The sequence below is a fragment of the Nocardia cyriacigeorgica NBRC 100375 genome (assembly GCF_000308555.1).
In the GTDB taxonomy this organism is placed as follows: domain Bacteria; phylum Actinomycetota; class Actinomycetes; order Mycobacteriales; family Mycobacteriaceae; genus Nocardia; species Nocardia cyriacigeorgica.
In genome coordinates this window covers 46,824-64,050 of record NZ_BAFY01000132.1, presented here as the reverse complement: position 1 = coordinate 64,050, position 17,227 = coordinate 46,824, and the positions used below count along the sequence as shown (strand labels likewise).

Sequence of the window (17,227 nt, the reverse complement as noted above, 5' to 3'; positions counted from 1 at the left end):
ACCCTAGCTCACGCCCCGGCTGGTTCAGCGGTGTCCACCCGAGTGGTCGTGGGAGCAGGTATCGGTACGGCGGCCATGTGTGCCGGCGGCTTGTCCGGCGCCATGGCCTTCCAGGGCCGCGAACGGCCCGCAGTGGTGGGCGGTGATCCACACGTGCACCATCGGGTCGCCCGCGCCCGGGTTCATCGAGTTCGGCGGGCAGTTGCCTGCTTCGTCGGTGACGCCGGCGACGACCGGACCGTTGTCGCCGCGCTTCCAGCACAGGTTGTCGTGGACGTGCCACTGCATCAGCGGGCCGCCGAAATCCACCAGTTCGGGGTCGTCGATCTTCTTGTCGTTGGCGATGTACATCGCCGAGACGAGCGTGCGTTGATCGCCGTCGACCCGGTAGACCAGCGATTCCGGGTAGGCGGGATCGAGGAAGCGGTCGTCGCGGATGTAGGCGGTGTTGATGTAGTGCTCATGGCCGGTGGAGGCGTCGCCGATGGAGCGGAATCCCAAGGCGCCGATCGTGTTGACGTCAGCGAAGGCCGGCAGCTGGGCCAGGGTGCTGCGGATGAGTTCGGTGGCGCGCTGCTCCTGCGCCGGCGTCACGCCGGGCACACCGGACACATCGATCGGGTCGGCCGGATCCCACGGGCGCGGCCATCCGGCGGCGGTGTCGTGGTCGTGGCCGGTGTGCTCGTCGCCGGCGGCGTGGGAGTGGGCGTGGTCTGCGCCGTCGCCGTGGCTGTGCACGTGCCCGGCACCGCCGAGCATCGCGGCGACGGCGAGGACACCTGCCAGACTCGCGGCCGTCGCGCTCGACACCGCGGGCAGCGTCGCGCCCGGCCGCACCAAGGCCACCGCGGCGCCGGCGATCGCGAGCATTCCCAGCGCCGCGCACACGGTGTCGAGCAGCTGCGGTGATTCGGCCGCCGACAACCCGTCCGGCCACGGCAGTCCGGCGAACCTCGTGTACCCCCAGACGGCGACGGCGACGAGATTCACGCCGATCACCGTGGCGGCCACGGTCTTTCGCGCGCTCAGCGCCGCCAGCAGCCCAGCCGCGCACTGTGCGGCGGCCAGCAGCACCATCAGCCGGGCCAGCGTCGCGTGCTCGGTGTGCAGCCCGGCCCCGAACAAGTGCAACGCACCCGCCGCCACCGACGCCACTCCCGCGGGCAACAGGAATCCGTTGCGCCCACCAACCATGTTCGATCTCCTCACCGTTCCCGGCGGACTCTACTGGGTACGGACGTGCTCGAACTCCCCTGTCGTGTGAGAGAACTCTGTGGATTTCACGGGCACGGCCGAACCCTCCCCGTCACCGCGCGACCACACATCGCGGGAGATGCCTGTGCCCAGTGATTGCCTTCGGTAGTCGTCGCGCGGGGGCTGTCACCGGGAAACCCGCTGGTGCTCTGCAGCATCAGCCGCGTTCGTCGGCGGCGTTGTGCGGCGCATCCTCCCGCTCGAAGTCCCCGCACGTCCGCCGTGACCGCCACCCGGGGATCGGATTGCTCAACGCCGAGTGTCGTCGATGCCCAATTCGCTCAGCACCCCCATGGCCTCGTGCTCGAGCCGTGCCAGATCGCCGAGCAGCCCGCCGGCCCGGTCCAGCAATTGCTGCTCCCCGGAGAGGCCGGCCTCGGTGATCAGCCTCGCAACCTCGGTCCACCCGCTGGCGGCTTCGGCGTAGAGCCGGTGGCCGGTGCGCAGCCGAGCGCTGTCGAGCAGCTCGGCGCATTCGCCGAGGAAGTCGCGGTACAGATTGCGGAACAACGCGCCGCCGGTGCCGGCTTTCTCCATCAGCAGCGCAGCCTGCGCGAGATCGTGTCGCGGGTCGTCGGTCCGGTCGAGCCAGGTGCGGATCAGCTTGCCTGCCTTGGCGATTCCGCGATAGCCGAGGTTGGCGATCGGCGGGTGCAGGAAGGAGTTCGCGCAGGCGGTGATGGCTGGGGCGATCGAGGTGCGCACATCGGGCAGATCGCCGGAGATGGTCAGGGTGAAGCAGCGGTGTCGGGCCGTCATCGGTCCGCGTGCTGCCCTGGCCTGGGCGAGGCTACTCAGGCTGGTGGTGACAGCTCCGCCTTGCTGGCCGGTATCGATCAGATAGGCGTTGTCGGCGTCGTAGCCGTACATCGCGACGACGTGACCGCCGAAGTGCACCCGGGACCCGAAATAGTCCAGGTAGAAGCTGTCGAGCTGCAAGCCGACCGGCCGGCCGGAGTGGAGGCAGTCCACCACGTTCTCCCACGCCCGCCGCCGCGAGCTGGTTTCGCGCACCTCGAGGCCGAACCCGAGTGTGCCCGCCAGGTTCCTGGTCAGCTCGAACGGTTTGACCCGTCCGCCGAGGAACGGGAAATCCAGCGTCTTGCTGTCCCAGTAGATGAACGACAGCCCGGCACCGAGTCCGAAGAGCATCGGCTCGGACAGATCCAGCCCCTGATGCCGCAACAGCACACCCAGTGCGGTGGTCTCACAGTGCTGCATCCCGCGTGCCTCGACGCCGTCGACGATCATGTCCTGATCATGATCCCTCCGGTAGCAGGAGGGTCCAGCGGCTCACACCCGGAAACCTGCGCCGTGTCTGTCGCGATCGCGGCGGTCTATGGCGTTTCGGGCATCCAGGTGCCCGCCGATATCCACCGAGGACGGATCAGGCCGGGTCCGAGGCCTTTTCGGCCGCAACCGCTGGCGCAACCGGCCGAGCACGGCCTGGCCGTCGGCGATCGCGCCAGATGATTTTCAACAGCGCGGGCGTGAGCAGCATCCGCACCACGGTCGCGTCCAGGATCAGGGCCGCGATCATGCCGTAGGCGATGTATTTCATCAGCACCAGATCGGAGAATCCGAACGCGCCGGTGACGACGATGAGGATCGCGGCCGCCGAGGTGATCACCCCGCCGGTGTGGGCAATGCCGTAGCGGATGGCTTCGGGTGGATCGGCGCCCTCGGCGCGCGCCTCCGACATCCGCGACAACAGAAACACCTCGTAGTCGGTGGACAGGCCGAATACCACCGTCACGATCAGCACCAGCACCGCGAACATGAGTGGGCCCGGCGTGAAATCGAACAGTTGCGCGCCGTGCCCTTCGACGAAGATCCAGGTCAGGATGCCGAGCGTGGCGCCGAGGCTCAGCGCCGACATCGCCACCGCCTTGACCGCGAGCACCATCGACCGGAACGCCAGATACATCAGCGCCAGCGCCGCGGCCACCAGCAGCGCGGCCAGCAGCGGCAGTCCCTCGATGAGACCGTTGATGCTGTCGCGTTCGAGCGCGGGCACCCCGGCCACCATCACCTGCACACCCGGTGGGGCGTCGATGGCGCGCAGTGTGGCGATGGCGGTGTCGGCGGCTCGTTCGTCGACCAGGCCGGCGTTGAGGACGTTGATGCCGTCCTTGGTGGGTGCGGCCGGTTCGAACGGTCCCGTCAGACCGGGAGTGTGGTTGGCCTGAAAGCGGATATCGCTGAGCTGCTGCGGATCCGCACCGACCACCACCAGTTTCAGCGGTTCGGTGCGGAATCCGGGAAACAGCTCGTCGAACTGTTCCTGGGCGACGCGCGCCGGGTTGTCGTCGGCGAGATAGCGTTCACTCAATCCACCGAATTCGATATGGCGGAACGGCACGATCAAGGCCAGCAGCGCCAGCACGATCGGCACGATCACCAGCCACGGCCGCTTCATCGCCAGAGTCGCCAGCCGGGAGAAGAATCCGGCATCGATCTCTTCGGCGGTCTTGGATTTGGCGAACCGATGCCAGCCCCACAGGTCGATGCGGTGCCCGATGATGGCCAGTACCGCGGGCAGCGCCGTCACCGACAGCACCGCCGCGAGCAGCACCGAGCTGATACCGCCGTAGGGCACCGACCGCAGTACGCCGTTCGGGTAGATGAGCAGCGCGCCGAGGCTGACGGCGATGATCGCCGCCGAGAACAGCACCGTGCGCCCGGCCGTGGCGACGGTGCGCGCCACCGCGTCCTCGACGCTGCGCCCGGCCGCCAGCTCTTCCCGGAACCGGGTGACGGTGAACAGCCCGTAGTCGATGGCCAGGCCCAGACTCACCAATGTCACCACCGCACTGGCGAATACGTTGACCTCGATGTGGTCGGTGAGCAGCCGCATGATGCCCTGGGTACCCAGGATCGTCATCCCGCCGATCAGCACCGGCAGCAGCGCGGCGATGACGCCGCCGAACACGAAATACAGCAGGATCGCCACGATCGGCAGCGCGATCAATTCGGCGCGGTGGATGTCGTCCTGCATGCCGTGGTTGATGCCCTCCACCACCGGTTGCAGCCCGGCCAGCTGCACCGTCGTCCCCGCGGGACCGGCGCCCGGTTCACCGGCGCGCAGGTCGGATTTGATGGCGGTGTAGTTGTCGACGGTGGCGGTGCCTTCACCGCGCAAACCGACGCTGGCGAACGCGTGCGTGCGGGAGTCGTCGGCGAAGCCGCTGGTGAACGCGCTGTCCCAGTAGCTGTCGATCTTGAGGATGCGGTCGGGATGCTCGGCGATCAACCCGGCGAGTTGGGCGGTGACCGCGTCACGGACCTGCGGGTCGTCGACGGTGCGGCCCTCGGGAGCGGTGTAGAGCAGGATCAAATCGCTGTCGGTGTCGCGGCCGAAGGTGGCGTCGGCCAGCTTCGACGCGGCGACCGATTCGCTGGATTCGTCGAACCAGCCTTCCTGGGTCAACCGGCCCGACAGATCGCGGCCGTAGAAGCCGGACAGGGCGACCGCGAGCAGGAATACGGCGAAGACGAGGTAGCGGTGGCGGTAGACGAACCGCCCCCACCGTTGCGAGCCAGTGGAGATCATCGGTGTCGGTGAGGTCGCCGGGTCAGCCGCAGGCCGGGGTGCGGTAATCGGCCGAGCGCAGGATGCCGCACAGATCGGTGCGCGAAATCTTCCACTTGCCGTCCAGATACACGAAATGCACGACGGTGGTGCGGATCTGGGTGCCGGTGCCGTCCTTGTCCAGGCGCATGGTCGCGGTCAGCGTGCCGTCGTGATTGTCGAAGACCGGATCGGTGACCCCGTAGACGGCATGCGGGTTGTCCTGCAACGCCTTGTACATGTCGGGGATGGCGTCGCGGAAGGCCTCACCGTCTTCGATGAGCGCGGTGCGTTCGTCGTCGGGCAGCGCCGGGTCGAGCGCCCGCCTGATCTGGGCGTCGAGTTCGGCGGCGGTCGGCAGGACCCGCGCGGCGACCGAGGAGGAGGTGGCGGCGGCCGAGGACGACAGGGCCGCGTTCGCCGCGGAGCGGGCGGCGGCGACGGCATCGTCGTCGACTCCCGAACCGCAGGCCGAGGTGGCGGCCAGCGCGACCAGCGCCGCGGCCGCCAGTGCGGCGCGGACAGGTCGGACGGCGCGGGAGAAGGGTGTGTAACGCATCACTACCTACATACCATCGATCACGGAGCTGATTCGGCCGAGCAGCGCCCGGACGGTGGTGACATCGCGGTCGGCGACGGTGGGTGCGGCCTCGGGGACCAGGTCACGCACCAGCGCGATCACGCTGCGTTCGTCGTCGAGGTCGATATCGGTGACCTTCACCTCGGCGACGGCGACGAGGTCTTCGGGTGCGGGTACCTCGGTGTCGAGGTCGGGGCGGTAGATCTCGAGGCGCAGCGTGGAGCGGACCGTGCGGAAGGCGAACGGCCGGCCGTCCTCGGTCGTCCCGAAACCATGAGCAAACGGACCAATCGTTAAGTCATCGATCGAAAATCCCGAAGGATGTTCTGATTTCAACCGGAACTCCTGACATTGGACGCTGTGCTGGCTCAACCGTAACTCCCCGCCACAATTATCCGTCGGAAGCGGTCGCCAAACCCCTCCCGCATGCTCACCGCAGCGCACGTGGTCAGATGGTGTGGTTCGCGGTTGTGTCACAAGGTAGAGGAGTTCGTGGATGCGCCCACGCGGCTCGGTCCCCGCAATACTGGCAGGTGTGACGGTGCTGGCGTTGCTCGCGGGCTGTTCGTCCGACACCGACTCGGACAAGGTGCCCACCCGAGATCCCGCCACCGCCGCCGTCTCCCCCGGCCAGGCCACCACACCCGCGGGGACGGTGCTGAGCGCGCCGGCGCCGATCGGCGCGCTGGTCGCCGAGGCGCGGACAGGCCGGATCGCGGCCCTCGACGCGCGCGCAGGCACCGCCGCGGTCTACCTCATCGACCCCGCCGACCCCTCGCCCGAGACAGGCACGCGCACGGTCGCGTTGGTGGCGCCCGGTGCCACGGTGGTCCAGGGCGCACCCGGCGAGGTGTTGATTCCGGCGTCGGGGCGGGTGCTGCGTGTCGACGTCACCAGCGGTGCGGTCACCGACGTCCCCGTCGACGCCGATGCGCGATCGGTGCATCCGGGCGCCGACGGCGGGCTCGTCGTCGGCACCGCCGATGGCCGGGTGCTCTGGCTCGATGCGCACGGCAACGTCACCGACAGCGTGGACGGCCTGATCTCGGCGGACGCACTGACGGTGGCCGGGGACCGGGTGGCGGTGCTGGATCGCCACCAGACCTCGATCACCGAGATCGACCCCGCCGAAGACCACCTCGGGCTGGCGTTGCGCGCCGGCGACGGGGCCACCAACATGATCGGCGACCGCTTCGGGCGCATCGTCGTCACCGACACCGCGGGCGGGGAACTGCTGGTGTACACGACCGGACCGCTCGTCCTGCATCAGCGTTTCCCGGTAAGATCGTCGCCTTACGCACTCGCCTATGACCAGGAGTCGGACACCGTCTGGGTGACGTGCACGCAGAGCAACGAAGTCGTCGGTTTCGATCTGTCGACGGGTATACCGGAGGAAGTGGGCCGCTACCCCACCGTCGGGCAACCGAACTCGGTGACCGTCGATGAGCGCAGCGGCGATCTGTTCGTCGGGTCCGCGACCGGTGACGGTCTGCAGCGGATTCGCGCGGACGAGCGGAAGAGAGGGCAGTGATGGCAGCGAGCCGGCGCGCGGCGCTACCGGCCGGCTGGGAAACCAGCACCGACGATTACGAATACGTGCCGCTGCGGCTGCCCCCGGATGTGACCAGGGTGACCGCATCGATGCGGCTGGCGATCCAGGCCGAATACGGCGGCTGGGAGCTGTCGCGGGTGCGCGCCTACACCGACGGCAGCCGTCGGGTGTTGTTGCGCCGCCGCCGCACCCCGCTGAGCAGCCCGGTCTCCGCCGAGCCGGGGATGTGAGTTCGATGCTGTACCGATTATTGCTGCGGGTGATGTTCCTGGTTCCCCCGGAGCGCATCCATCATCTCGTCTTCGCGGTCCTGCGTGCGGCGACCGCGTTCCCGCCCTCGCGTGCGGTATTGAACCGGCTGCTGGTCAGCCACGATCCGATCCTGCGCAGCACCGTGTTCGGGGTCGAGTTCCCGGCGCCGCTGGGGTTGGCGGCCGGTTTCGACAAGAACGCCACCGGCGCCGACGCGTGGGGTCCGATGGGGTTCGGGTTCGCCGAGATCGGCACCGTCACCGCGCAGGCCCAGCCCGGCAATCCGGCGCCGCGGCTGTTTCGGCTACCGGCCGACCGCGCGCTGATCAACCGGATGGGCTTCAACAACGAGGGCGCGGCGGCGGCGGCCGCGCGGCTGCACGCCCGGCGCCGCCCGACGGTGCCGATCGGGGCGAACATCGGCAAGACCAAGATCGTCGAACCCGAGCGCGCCGCCGAGGATTACGCCACCAGCGCCCGGCTGCTGGGTCCGCTCGCCGATTTCGTCGTCGTCAATGTCAGCTCCCCCAACACCCCGGGGTTGCGTGATCTGCAGGCCGTCGAGTCGCTGCGTCCGCTGCTGCGCGCGGTGCTCGACACCGTCGAGGTGCCGGTGCTGGTGAAGATCGCACCGGATCTGTCCGACGACGACATCGACGCCGTCGCCGATCTGGCGGTGGAGTTGGGGCTGGCCGGAATCGTGGCCACCAACACCACCATCGGGCGAACCGGCCTGGCCAGCGATCCGGCGGCGGTCGAGCAGATCGGGGCGGGCGGCCTGTCGGGTCCCCCGGTGGCCGATCGCTCGCTCGAGGTGCTGCGCAGGCTGTACGCGCGGGTCGGCGACCGGCTGGTGCTGGTGTCGGTGGGCGGCATCGAAACCGTCGATCAGGCGTGGGAACGCATTCGGGCCGGTGCGAGCCTGCTGCAGGGCTACACCGGGTTCATCTACGGCGGTCTGCTGTGGACGCGCCGCATTCATCGCGGGCTGGCGCAGAAGTTGCGCGAGAACGGTTACGCGAGCCTGGCCGAGGCCGTGGGCTCCGAGCACACCGCACGCGCCTGACGGCCGCGGCGCGATCAGCTCAGCACGCATGGCGGGTCGCCCGCGAACCGGAGGTCCTCATCCAGGTCCGCGGGCACCGTCGCACCGTCGCGCATCCGGGCGCTGAGCCGCTTGGACAGCAGCACGATCGCGTGTTCCCACAGCAGCCCGAGCATGCCGGCGCAGTGCGCGCCGCGAGCGAGGGCGGCCTGGTCGTACACCAGGGCCGGGTCGCTGACGATTTCGTCGAGCTCCATGCCCGCGCGGGCCTGCTCGGCGCTCAGCCGCCGGTCCGGTAACCAGCTCAGCCGCCAGGCCAGGGTGAAGTCACCGGGTACCCGATGGGCTGTTTCGGGTGTGATATCGCTGGTCATCGACCAGTCGGTGGCGTAGATGGTCACAGCTGCCTCCTGACGAACTCCGGCACCGAGACCGGGCCGGGTCTGCCCCGGCGCGGCGTCGCTACCGTCGTGTGGAGCGGGATGATCGGGCGTTACCGCGCGATGCGGATGCGTCCGGGTCCGTCCCGATGTGGCCGTCGGGCGCTGTGTGCCTGCGGCGGCGGCTGCACAACCTCAGCGTCGTTGTCATCACCAGGGCCTCCCGTCCGTCTGGTGCGGCGCTTTCTCACCACCCAGTGTGTCATTTGCCGGGAATGGCGGTCAATTGCCGTTGCGATATGGTAATTGCCGAAACGTCCGGTCGTTAAACCTCGTTCGCAACCGGGAAACGCCGAAAGGTGGGACGCCATGGTCCAGCAGGACTCGGGCATGGTCGCCGTGCGCAATATCCTCACGCGGCTGTGCAAACGGTCCGGCCTGAGCCCGGAACGCTTGCGCACCACCGAAATCGACGTCGGCCCGTTGCTGGACCTGCCCGCGGTGCGCCGACACGCCCACCGCAGCGGACTCACGCCCGAGGAGGCGGTGCTGCCGGTGGTCCGCGATCTCGCCCGCCATCTGCCCGCGACCCATCGCCTGATCACCGATGCCGAATTGTCACTGGGCCTGTACCGAGACGACACGCCCGAGGGCATCGATGCCGACCGCCTCTACGCCCAGGATCTCGGCGAGCGCCGCGAATACCTGACCCAGCAGTGGCAGCGGCTGCACGAGATCGCCGGCGCCGAACAGATCCCGCCCACGCCGACCGTGCGCTCGTTGCGGGCCACCCCGGAACGCCGCGCGTTCAGCGCGCTGGCGGGACTGCTGACGACCGGCCCGGTGTTCGGCACCCCCGTCGACACGGGCATCAGCGTGGACACCACGGGGGCGCACGAGCCGGCACCCGGTGTGTTGACGGTGATCGGCGACGCCGTGATCGATCACATCTACCGCGTCGATCACGTCCCCGCCGCGGGCACATCCACCCGCGGCAGTTTCGAAGCCCATCCCGGCGGCAAGGGCCTCAACCGCGCGGTGGCCGCCGCCCGGCTGGGCCTGGATGTGCGATTGGTGGCCGCCGTCGGCGACGACGAGGCCGGACGGCAGATCCTGGACTATCTCCGCGCGGAGAATGTCGATACCGAGCTGGTGACCGTCGTGCGCGATGCCGCCACGCCGGTGACGTCGGTGATGATCACCGCCACCGGCGTGGCGGCCAGCATCGGCTGCAAGGACGACCGCATCCGGCTGGGTGAACGCGAACTCACCGGTCCCGCGCTGCACGCGGCGCTCGCGGCCTCCGACGCGATCCTGCTGACCTTCGAGCAGCCGCTACCGGTGATCGAGCAGGTGATGGCGCACGTACGGCAGATGCGCCCGCGACCGCTGCTGTTGGTGCATCCGGCTCCGCCGGTGGAGGCACCCCAGCATCTGTATCAGCATCTGGGGGCGGTCGATTATCTGATCGGCGCCACCTGGGAACTGGACGAAATGGTGCCGGAGGTCAAGGCCAGTTCCGGTGATCACATCGCCCGTCATCTGCGTGCGCTCGGCGTCCGAACCGTCTGTGTCATCGACGATTTCGCGTGCACGGTGCGTTCGGAGGATCTCGATCTCGACGTCGGCCGCTTCCCCGCCGCGCTCAGCGATTCCCCGGGCGCCCGGGCCGCGTTCGCGGGGGCGCTGGCGTATAGGCTCCTGTCGGCGCGCCGTCCGGCACAGGAGCAGGACTATGTGTGGGCGACCGCTGCGATGGTGGCGACCCAATCGTTCGGCGATATCCCGGGCGCCATGCCGCTGGCAGGCGAGATCGACCGACTCGTCCGGCTCGGCCCGGAAGAGCGGTAACCACACCACTCGAGAATCGGTTCGGCCGTGATCGCCCAGCACGCGCCGAACCGGCGGGGGCACCACCCCGTTCGACACAGGAGGCGCGTTGACCATAGTTGCGGTACCGACCGGCGACACCGGTCACCGGTTCACCCGCGGCGGGCGCGATATCAGGGTCCGGGTCCACGAAGTGGCCGGCGGCGCCGACGACGGGCATGTGCTCGTCTTCGGTGAGCCCGCCAACGGCTGCCTGGTCCGGGTGCATTCGCGCTGCCTCTACGGCGAGGCTCTCGGTTCCCAGGATTGCGACTGCGGTCCCGAACTCGCCAAGTCGCTCGACCACATCCAGGACGAGGGCGCCGGCGTACTGGTGTATCTGGAGCAGGAAGGCCGCGGTTGCGGGCTGGTCGCCAAGGCACACGGCTATCGGGAAAGCGAACGCTCCGGCGCCGACACGTTCACCAGTTACGAGCGCCTGGGTCTGCCCGCCGACGCCCGCACCTACACCCATGCCGCGACCAGCCTGCTCGCACTGGGATTGACCCGGGTGCGGCTGCTCACCAACAACCCCGACAAGGTCGCCGCCCTCACCGACGCCGGAATCGCGGTCACCGCGGTACCCCTGGCCACGACCCCGCTCAGCGACCGGGCGGCGCAATATCTGGAAGCCAAGCGGCAGCGGCGCGGACACTGGATTCCCGCCGACACCAGCGCGTGGGAGTCGCAAGCCGCCCTGCTGGATCGGTCCGAACCGCAGCACCAGGGCCACAACTAGCGCGGACGCGCCGGTCCGGGCGCCGTCGCGGCCCCTGGGCCGGTCTGTCGTTACCCAGGTCACAATGTCCGATTTCCGGCTACCATGAGTGAGCCGCGTCACTCGGTGCCGCCTCGGTGAGCCGGTGTGCCGGCACAGACCGACGCGCCCACCGGCGAGGCAGCCGGCCCGGACGCTCGGTTCCTGCAGCGACATCGGGAACGGAACATGACCACAACAGAAATCGGCTACGCCCATCCCAGCGGCAGCACCGTCTATACGGTGCCGCAAGCCTTCCAGCAGACCCTCACCCTGCGTCCGGATCAGGTCGCGTTGCGCACGGTCGGCGGCACCCAGGAGATCACCTGGCGGGAGTACGGCGAACGGGTGCGCGCGCTGGCCGCGGGACTGGCCGGGCTGGGCGTCGGGCGCGGCGACACCGTCGGCATCATGCTCACCAACCGGCCCGAGTTCAACCTGATCGACACCGCCGCCCTGCATCTGGGTGCCACGCCCTTCTCGATCTACAACACCAGCTCCGCCGAGCAGATCACCCACCTGTTCACCAATGCCGCCAACACGGTGGTGGTCACCGAGCAGAAGTTCCTCGACGTCATCAAAGGTTCCGGAGTGCCGGTCGAGCATCTGATCGTCGTGGACGGCCCCGTCACCGGCGCGCTCACCTTGACCGACGTCGAAGCCGCCGCCGGCGAGGATTTCGACTTCGACGCCGCCTGGCAGGCGGTGCAGCCCGACGATCTGGCCACTCTCATCTACACCTCCGGAACCACCGGCCCGTCCAAGGGTGTGGAGATCACCCACCGCAATGTGCTCGCGCAGGTGATCGCGCTGGTCAACGGCCCGCTGTCGGTGGGGATCGACGATCGGGGTGTGTCGTATCTACCTGCCGCGCATGTCGCGGACCGGATTTCGGCGCATGCGATGAATCTGCTCACCGGCATCCAGCTCACCACCGTGCCCGACCCGCGTGAGGTCGCCGCGGCGCTGCCCGATGCCCCGCCCACGGTGTTCTTCGGGGTGCCGCGGGTGTGGCAGAAGATCAAGGCCGGTATCGAAGCCAAGCTCGCCGCCGAAACCGGGGTGAAGAAGTCGCTGGCCCAGTGGGCGATCAGTACCGGTGTCGCCGCCGCGCGCGCCGATCTGGCCGGCAGCGGACGCCCGCTGGCGCTGCGTCTGCAGCATCCGATCGCCGACACACTGGTGCTGTCGAAGCTGCGGGCCGCGCTCGGATTGGATCAGTTGAAGGTGGCGTCCTCAGGTGCGGCGCCCATTCCGGCGGAGACCCTCGAGTACTTCCTGGGCCTCGGGTTCACCGTGTCGGAGGTGTGGGGCATGTCCGAAACCACCGGTGTCGGCACCTACACCGAACTCGACAAGCCGCGCCCCGGCACGGTCGGGCGTCCGGTCGACGGCCTGGAGTTGCGGTTGGACGCCGATGGCGAGGTGCTGGTGCGCGGGCCGATCGTCACCCGCGGCTACCGCAATATGCCCGACAAGACCGCCGAGGCCTTCGATGACGACGGCTGGTTGCGCACCGGCGATGTCGGCACCCTCGACGGCGACGGCTACCTGCGCATCGTGGACCGCAAGAAGGAACTGATCATCAACGAGGCGGGCAAGAACATCGCCCCCAGCAATATCGAGAACTCGGTCAAGGCGGCCTCGTCGCTGATCGGGCAGGTCGTGGCCATCGGCGACGCCAAGCCCTACATTTCGGCGCTGATCGTGCTCGACCCCGATATCGCGGCGGTGCGGGCCAAGGAGCTCGATGCCACCGACACCGATATCGCGGGCCTGGCCACGCGCCGCGAAATCCTCGACGAGGTGCTGGCCGCGGTGCAGGCGGGCAACAAGAAGCTCTCGCGAGTGGAGCAGATCAAACGGTTCACCGTGCTGGGCGCGGTGTGGGAACCCGGCGGCGACGAGTTGACTCCGAAGATGTCGTTGAAACGTCAGCCGATCGCGGCGAAGTACGCCGATCGGATCGCTTCCCTCTACGCCGATCCGGCGCCCGAGGGCGTGATCAACGTCGACTAGCGGAAGGACCTGCCGATGGCGCTGTGGCCCTGAGCGAGCACGCTCAGGGCCACAGCCGTATCCGGGTCAGTTCTGTTCGTAGGTGGCGACCAGGGTGGCGCGGGCGAGGGTGTGGGAGAAGAGGTTGAAGCCGAGGAAGGCCGGGCTGGCGTCGGCGGGGATATCGAGGGAGTCGACGTCGACGGCGTGCACGACGATGAAGTAGCGGTGCGGTCCGTGTCCCGGCGGCGGGGCGGCGCCGACGTAGCCGGCGAACCCGCCGTCATTGCGCAATTGCACTGCGCCGTCGGGCAATTCGCCGCCCTGGCTGCCCGCACCGGCGGGCAGGCCGGTCACCGACGCCGGAAGGTCGGCGACGGCCCAATGCCAGAAGCCGGAGGCCGTCGGCGCGTCCGGGTCGAACACCGTCACCGCGAAGCTCTTGGTTTCGGCGGGGAACCCCGACCACGACAGCTGCGGCGACACGTCTTTGCCTCCGGCGCCGAACACGCCGCTGACCTGGTCGTTGCCGAACCTTTGGCCGTCGGCCACGTCGTCGGAGGTCACGGTGAAGGACGGGACCTGCGGGAGAGCGTCATAGGGGTTGTAGCTCATTGGCTCCTCATCTCGGATCGGTTCAGCTGTGCAGCAGGAAGTGTTCCAGCACCTGGGTGCCGAATTCGAGGGCATCGACCGGGACGCGTTCGTCGACGCCGTGGAACAGGGCGGCGAAGTCCAGTTCCGGCGGCAGTCGCAGTGGGGCGAAGCCGAAGCAGCGGATTCCCAGGCGGGCGAACGCTTTCGCGTCGGTACCCCCGGAGAGCATGTAGGGCACGGTGCGGCCGTGCGGGTCGTGGGCCAGGATCGCCTCGTTCATGGCGTCGACGAGGTGGCCGTCGAAGGTGGTTTCGTAGGAGTCGAGTTTGGTGATCCACTCCCGCTCCACATCCGGGCCGATGAGTTCGTCGACCTCGCGTTCGAAGGCGGCCTGCCGCCCCGGCACCACCCGGCAGTCGACCACCGCTTCCGCGGTCTGCGGGATGACGTTGGCCTTGTAGCCGGCCTCGAGCATTGTCGGGTTCGCGGTATCGCGCAGGGTGGCGCCGATGATGCGCGCGATGGATCCCAGCTTGGCGAGGGTGCCCTCGATGTCGGGGCTGTGCGGGTCGAAATCGAGGCCTGACTCCTGCGACACCGCGGCAAGGAATTCCGCCACCGAATCCGAGATCACCAGCGGGAAGGTGTGGGTGCCCAGGCGTGCGACCGCACCGGCGAGGATGGTGACGGCATTGTCTTCGTGCAGGAACGAGCCGTGCCCGGCGCGGGCCTTGGCCCGCAACCGCATCCACCCCAACCCCTTCTCCGCGGTCTCCACCAGATACAGCCGTCGCTCCCCGCCGTCGGGGCGCGGCACCGTCAGCGAGAAGCCGCCCACCTCCCCGACCGCTTCGGTGATGCCGGCGAACAGGTCGGGGCGATTGTCGACCAGCCAGTGCGAGCCCCACTTGCCGCCGTTTTCCTCATCGGCGAGGAAGGCGAACACCAGATCGCGCGGCGGGACGGTGCCTTCGATCTTGAACTGGCGCGCCACCGCCAGCATCATCCCGACCATGTCCTTCATATCGACCGCGCCGCGGCCCCACACATAGCCGTCGCGGACCGCGCCGGAGAACGGGTGCACGCTCCAGTCCTCGGCCCGGGCGGGCACCACATCCAGGTGGCCGTGCATGAGCAGCGCGCCCCGGGAGGAGTCGGCACCGGGGAGACGGGCGAAGACGTTGCCGCGGCCCGGTGCACCGGATTCGACGTATTCGGTGGTGTAGCCGACCTCGCGTAGTTTCTCGGCCACCCATTCGGCGCATTCCTGTTCGCCTTTGGTGGTGGCCAGCTCCCCGGTATTGGAGGTGTCGAACCGGATCAGCGCACTGACCAGCTCCACCACCTCCGACACCGCGCGAGAACGTTGCTGTGAACCCGGTACTCCGCCAGTTGCCGACACGTACCCTTTCCTACCATCCGCGCACCGGGTTGCCAGCGGTTCGGTCGGTCACCCGGCGCGCGAATAGCAACCGATCCGCAGGTCGGGGCGGTCGGCACGGCCTGGCGGATTCGAGTCGCGGTGAGCCGAATCCGGCCTGCGCGCGCCTCGGGGAGGTCGAATGCGGGCTTGATAGCCGCAGGGTCGGTCGAGCGGATACTGCGGCGCTGCCCGATCCCGCGCACGACACCTGAGCCGATTCCGGTAACCGCAGGTCGTTCGCCTCGTACGCTGTCCACACCGAAGCCGGCACCGACGGAGCGGAGAGCGGGTGAGCGAGAGTCCGGCCGAGATCAAGCGGCACGGCAAGCACTACACGCCCACCGATCTCGCGCGGTTCCTCGCCGAACGGGTCGTCGAACACCTCGACGGCGCACGCGGCGAACTGCGCATCGTCGACCCGGCCTGTGGTGACGGCGAGTTGCTGTTGGCCGCCCACCGGGTGCTGAGCGAGCGCCGACCGGGCGTCGCGGTGACGCTGACCGGCTACGACCTGGACCAGGACGCACTGGAGGTGGCGCGGGTGCGGGCCGCGGGCCTCGGTGTCACCGTCGAACTGCATGCCGGCGATTTCCTCGACGCACGAACCGAACTCGATACCGCCCGCTTCGATGCGGTGATCACCAATCCGCCGTATGTGCGGGTCCAGCAGCTCGGGCAGGCAACCGCGCAACTGCTGGCCGCCCGGTTCGGGCTGCGCGGTCGCATCGATCTCACGCACCCGTTCGTGGCGTTGCTGCCTGCGCTGCTGCGCCCGGACGGGGTGGTGGGGTTGCTGTGTTCGAACCGGTTCCTCACCACCCGCGCAGGCGCCAATGTGCGCGCGGTGTTGCAGCAGTCGCTGCAGCCCGTCGAGCTCTACGACCTCGGCGACACCAAACTGTTCGCCGCCGCGGTGCTCCCCGCGATCGTCATCGCCCGCAACCAGGCCCCCGATGCGGCGTTCCGGTGCGTGTACGCCTCGGCCTACCAGGACACGGAGGCGGCGCCGACCAGTGCGATCGGCCTGTACGAGGCGCTGACCAAGGGTGGTGACACGGTCATCGGCCACGGCGGGCGCACCATCGCGATCCGGTCCGGGCATCTCGCGCCGCCCGAGGAGGCGCGCAGGCCCTGGCGGTTGTCGCATGCGGCAGGCGATGCGTGGTTGCAGCGGGTGCACGCAGGCACCTGGGCCAGTTTCGGTGAGGTGGCGCGCATCCGGGTGGGCATCAAGACCACCGCGGATCCGGTGTTCATCTCCGAGCGCTGGCACGAACGCGACCCCCGCCCGGAGGATGCGCTGTTGCGGCCGCTGCTGACCCAGCATGATCTGCTGCCGTGGCGGGTGTCGCCGACCCCGGCGAGCCGGGTGCTGTATCCGTATGTGCTCGATCACGCCAAGCGGACCGTGGTCGATCTGGACGACTACCCGGATACCCGCGCCTACCTCGAGGCGCATGCCGAGCGGTTGCGCAGCCGCCGCTATGTCGCCGAGGGTGGGCGCGAATGGTTCGAGATCTGGGTACCGCAGCAGCCTGCCCGGTGGGCGCAACCGAAGATCGTGTTCCCCGATATCAGTGCCACCGCGCGGTTCGCGCTCGATCGGTCCGGTGCGATCGTCAACGGCAATTGCTACTGGATGTCGCTGCCCGATATCGGCGGCGACGAGCTGGCCTATCTGATGCTGGCCGTCGCCAATTCCCGGCTGGGCCTGCGCTTCTACGACGAAGTATGCGGCAACCGGCTCTATTCCGGGCGCCGCCGCTGGATGACGCAGTACGTGGCCCAGTTGCCGCTGCCTGTCCCGGAGTGCGGCCCGGCCCGCGAAATCGTCGCTTTGGTCGCCGAGGTCCTCGGCGCGGGCGCGGTGCCGTCCCCGCACCAGTGCGCGGTGATCGACACGTTGGTCGACGCGGCGTTCGGACTGTAGGTGTGGTGTCTCATTCACT

General features: G+C 68.8%; 15 protein-coding genes. 7 read left to right on the top strand and 8 right to left on the bottom strand.

All coding sequences use genetic code 11. From position 1 onward, the window contains the following. Positions 1-24 precede the first annotated feature (24 nt). From RJ05_RS13155 to RJ05_RS13135, 5 genes are all read right to left on the bottom strand, one after another. Complete coding sequence (locus RJ05_RS13155; protein WP_036537326.1) at positions 25-1,194, bottom strand: membrane protein; 1,170 nt, start codon at positions 1,192-1,194, stop codon at positions 25-27. A 309-nt stretch (positions 1,195-1,503) separates the two neighbouring features. Continuing rightward, positions 1,504-2,505 (bottom strand): BtrH N-terminal domain-containing protein, encoded by a 1,002-nt coding sequence (locus RJ05_RS13150; RefSeq protein WP_036537324.1) that lies wholly within the window; start codon positions 2,503-2,505, stop codon positions 1,504-1,506. Between the two features lie 136 nt (positions 2,506-2,641). Next, on the bottom strand, positions 2,642-4,807 hold the full coding sequence (locus RJ05_RS13145) for an MMPL family transporter (RefSeq protein ID WP_036537323.1): 2,166 nt from the start codon (positions 4,805-4,807) through the stop codon (positions 2,642-2,644). 22 nt (positions 4,808-4,829) lie between these two features. After that, positions 4,830-5,384 (bottom strand): WKL family lipoprotein, encoded by a 555-nt coding sequence (locus RJ05_RS13140; RefSeq protein WP_036537321.1) that lies wholly within the window; start codon positions 5,382-5,384, stop codon positions 4,830-4,832. A 6-nt stretch (positions 5,385-5,390) separates the two neighbouring features. Continuing rightward, entirely contained in the window at positions 5,391-5,741 is a 351-nt protein-coding gene (locus RJ05_RS13135; protein WP_036537388.1) for a hypothetical protein, read from the bottom strand. Between the two features lie 160 nt (positions 5,742-5,901). Between RJ05_RS13135 and RJ05_RS13130 the strand changes: the two genes are divergently transcribed. The 3 genes from RJ05_RS13130 to RJ05_RS13120 are packed head-to-tail and all read left to right on the top strand — an operon-like array spanning position 5,902 to position 8,275. Next, on the top strand, positions 5,902-6,936 hold the full coding sequence (locus tag RJ05_RS13130) for an NHL repeat-containing protein (RefSeq protein ID WP_051016528.1): 1,035 nt from the start codon (positions 5,902-5,904) through the stop codon (positions 6,934-6,936). After that, positions 6,936-7,187: a DUF5703 family protein gene (locus tag RJ05_RS13125; RefSeq protein WP_036537320.1), complete on the top strand. Its 252-nt coding sequence runs from the start codon at positions 6,936-6,938 to the stop codon at positions 7,185-7,187. Before RJ05_RS13130 ends, RJ05_RS13125 begins: the two co-directional genes overlap by 1 nt. Positions 7,188-7,195: 8 nt before the next feature. After that, positions 7,196-8,275, top strand: coding sequence for a quinone-dependent dihydroorotate dehydrogenase (locus RJ05_RS13120; protein ID WP_036537384.1), 1,080 nt, complete (start codon positions 7,196-7,198; stop codon positions 8,273-8,275). 14 nt (positions 8,276-8,289) lie between these two features. Here RJ05_RS13120 and RJ05_RS13115 read toward each other — a convergent pair whose 3' ends face one another. Further along, positions 8,290-8,655 carry a hypothetical protein gene (locus RJ05_RS13115; RefSeq protein ID WP_174343932.1) on the bottom strand — a complete coding sequence of 122 codons (366 nt, stop codon included), beginning with the start codon at positions 8,653-8,655 and terminating at the stop codon, positions 8,290-8,292. Positions 8,656-9,003: 348 nt separating this feature from the next. Between RJ05_RS13115 and RJ05_RS29365 the strand changes: the two genes are divergently transcribed. The 3 genes from RJ05_RS29365 (at position 9,004) to RJ05_RS13100 (ending at position 13,279) form a co-directional block, all read left to right on the top strand. Further along, positions 9,004-10,485, top strand: coding sequence for a PfkB family carbohydrate kinase (locus tag RJ05_RS29365; RefSeq protein ID WP_051016527.1), 1,482 nt, complete (start codon positions 9,004-9,006; stop codon positions 10,483-10,485). Positions 10,486-10,573: 88 nt separating this feature from the next. After that, positions 10,574-11,242 (top strand): GTP cyclohydrolase II, encoded by a 669-nt coding sequence (locus tag RJ05_RS13105; protein WP_036537318.1) that lies wholly within the window; start codon positions 10,574-10,576, stop codon positions 11,240-11,242. 207 nt (positions 11,243-11,449) lie between these two features. Beyond that, on the top strand, positions 11,450-13,279 hold the full coding sequence (locus tag RJ05_RS13100; RefSeq protein WP_036537380.1) for an AMP-dependent synthetase/ligase: 1,830 nt from the start codon (positions 11,450-11,452) through the stop codon (positions 13,277-13,279). A gap of 66 nt (positions 13,280-13,345) precedes the next feature. On the opposite strand, the gene RJ05_RS13095 is transcribed toward RJ05_RS13100, so the two are convergent. Both RJ05_RS13095 and RJ05_RS13090 read right to left on the bottom strand, forming a co-directional pair. Then, positions 13,346-13,873: a YbhB/YbcL family Raf kinase inhibitor-like protein gene (locus tag RJ05_RS13095; RefSeq protein WP_036537316.1), complete on the bottom strand. Its 528-nt coding sequence runs from the start codon at positions 13,871-13,873 to the stop codon at positions 13,346-13,348. A gap of 22 nt (positions 13,874-13,895) precedes the next feature. Next, positions 13,896-15,257 carry a M20/M25/M40 family metallo-hydrolase gene (locus RJ05_RS13090; protein WP_081597302.1) on the bottom strand — a complete coding sequence of 454 codons (1,362 nt, stop codon included), beginning with the start codon at positions 15,255-15,257 and terminating at the stop codon, positions 13,896-13,898. Between the two features lie 310 nt (positions 15,258-15,567). On the opposite strand from RJ05_RS13090, the gene RJ05_RS13085 reads away from it, so the two are divergent. Continuing rightward, the gene (locus RJ05_RS13085) at positions 15,568-17,208 is read left to right on the top strand and encodes an Eco57I restriction-modification methylase domain-containing protein (RefSeq protein WP_036537309.1); all 1,641 of its coding nucleotides are present in this window, start codon (positions 15,568-15,570) and stop codon (positions 17,206-17,208) included. The last annotated feature ends 19 nt before the right edge of the window (positions 17,209-17,227 follow it).

Excerpts from the sequence above, each read along its gene's own strand:
- RJ05_RS13125 (WP_036537320.1), top strand. The coding sequence starts at position 6,936 with ATGGCAGCGAGCCGGCGCGCGGCGCTACCGGCCGGCTGGGAAACCAGC.
- RJ05_RS13140 (WP_036537321.1), bottom strand. The coding sequence starts at position 5,384 with ATGCGTTACACACCCTTCTCCCGCGCCGTCCGACCTGTCCGCGCCGCA.
- RJ05_RS13155 (WP_036537326.1), bottom strand. The coding sequence starts at position 1,194 with ATGGTTGGTGGGCGCAACGGATTCCTGTTGCCCGCGGGAGTGGCGTCG.
- RJ05_RS13145 (WP_036537323.1), bottom strand. The coding sequence starts at position 4,807 with ATGATCTCCACTGGCTCGCAACGGTGGGGGCGGTTCGTCTACCGCCAC.
- RJ05_RS13150 (WP_036537324.1), bottom strand. The coding sequence starts at position 2,505 with ATGATCGTCGACGGCGTCGAGGCACGCGGGATGCAGCACTGTGAGACC.
- RJ05_RS13095 (WP_036537316.1), bottom strand. The coding sequence starts at position 13,873 with ATGAGCTACAACCCCTATGACGCTCTCCCGCAGGTCCCGTCCTTCACC.
- RJ05_RS29365 (WP_051016527.1), top strand. The coding sequence starts at position 9,004 with ATGGTCCAGCAGGACTCGGGCATGGTCGCCGTGCGCAATATCCTCACG.
- RJ05_RS13100 (WP_036537380.1), top strand. The coding sequence starts at position 11,450 with ATGACCACAACAGAAATCGGCTACGCCCATCCCAGCGGCAGCACCGTC.
- RJ05_RS13130 (WP_051016528.1), top strand. The coding sequence starts at position 5,902 with ATGCGCCCACGCGGCTCGGTCCCCGCAATACTGGCAGGTGTGACGGTG.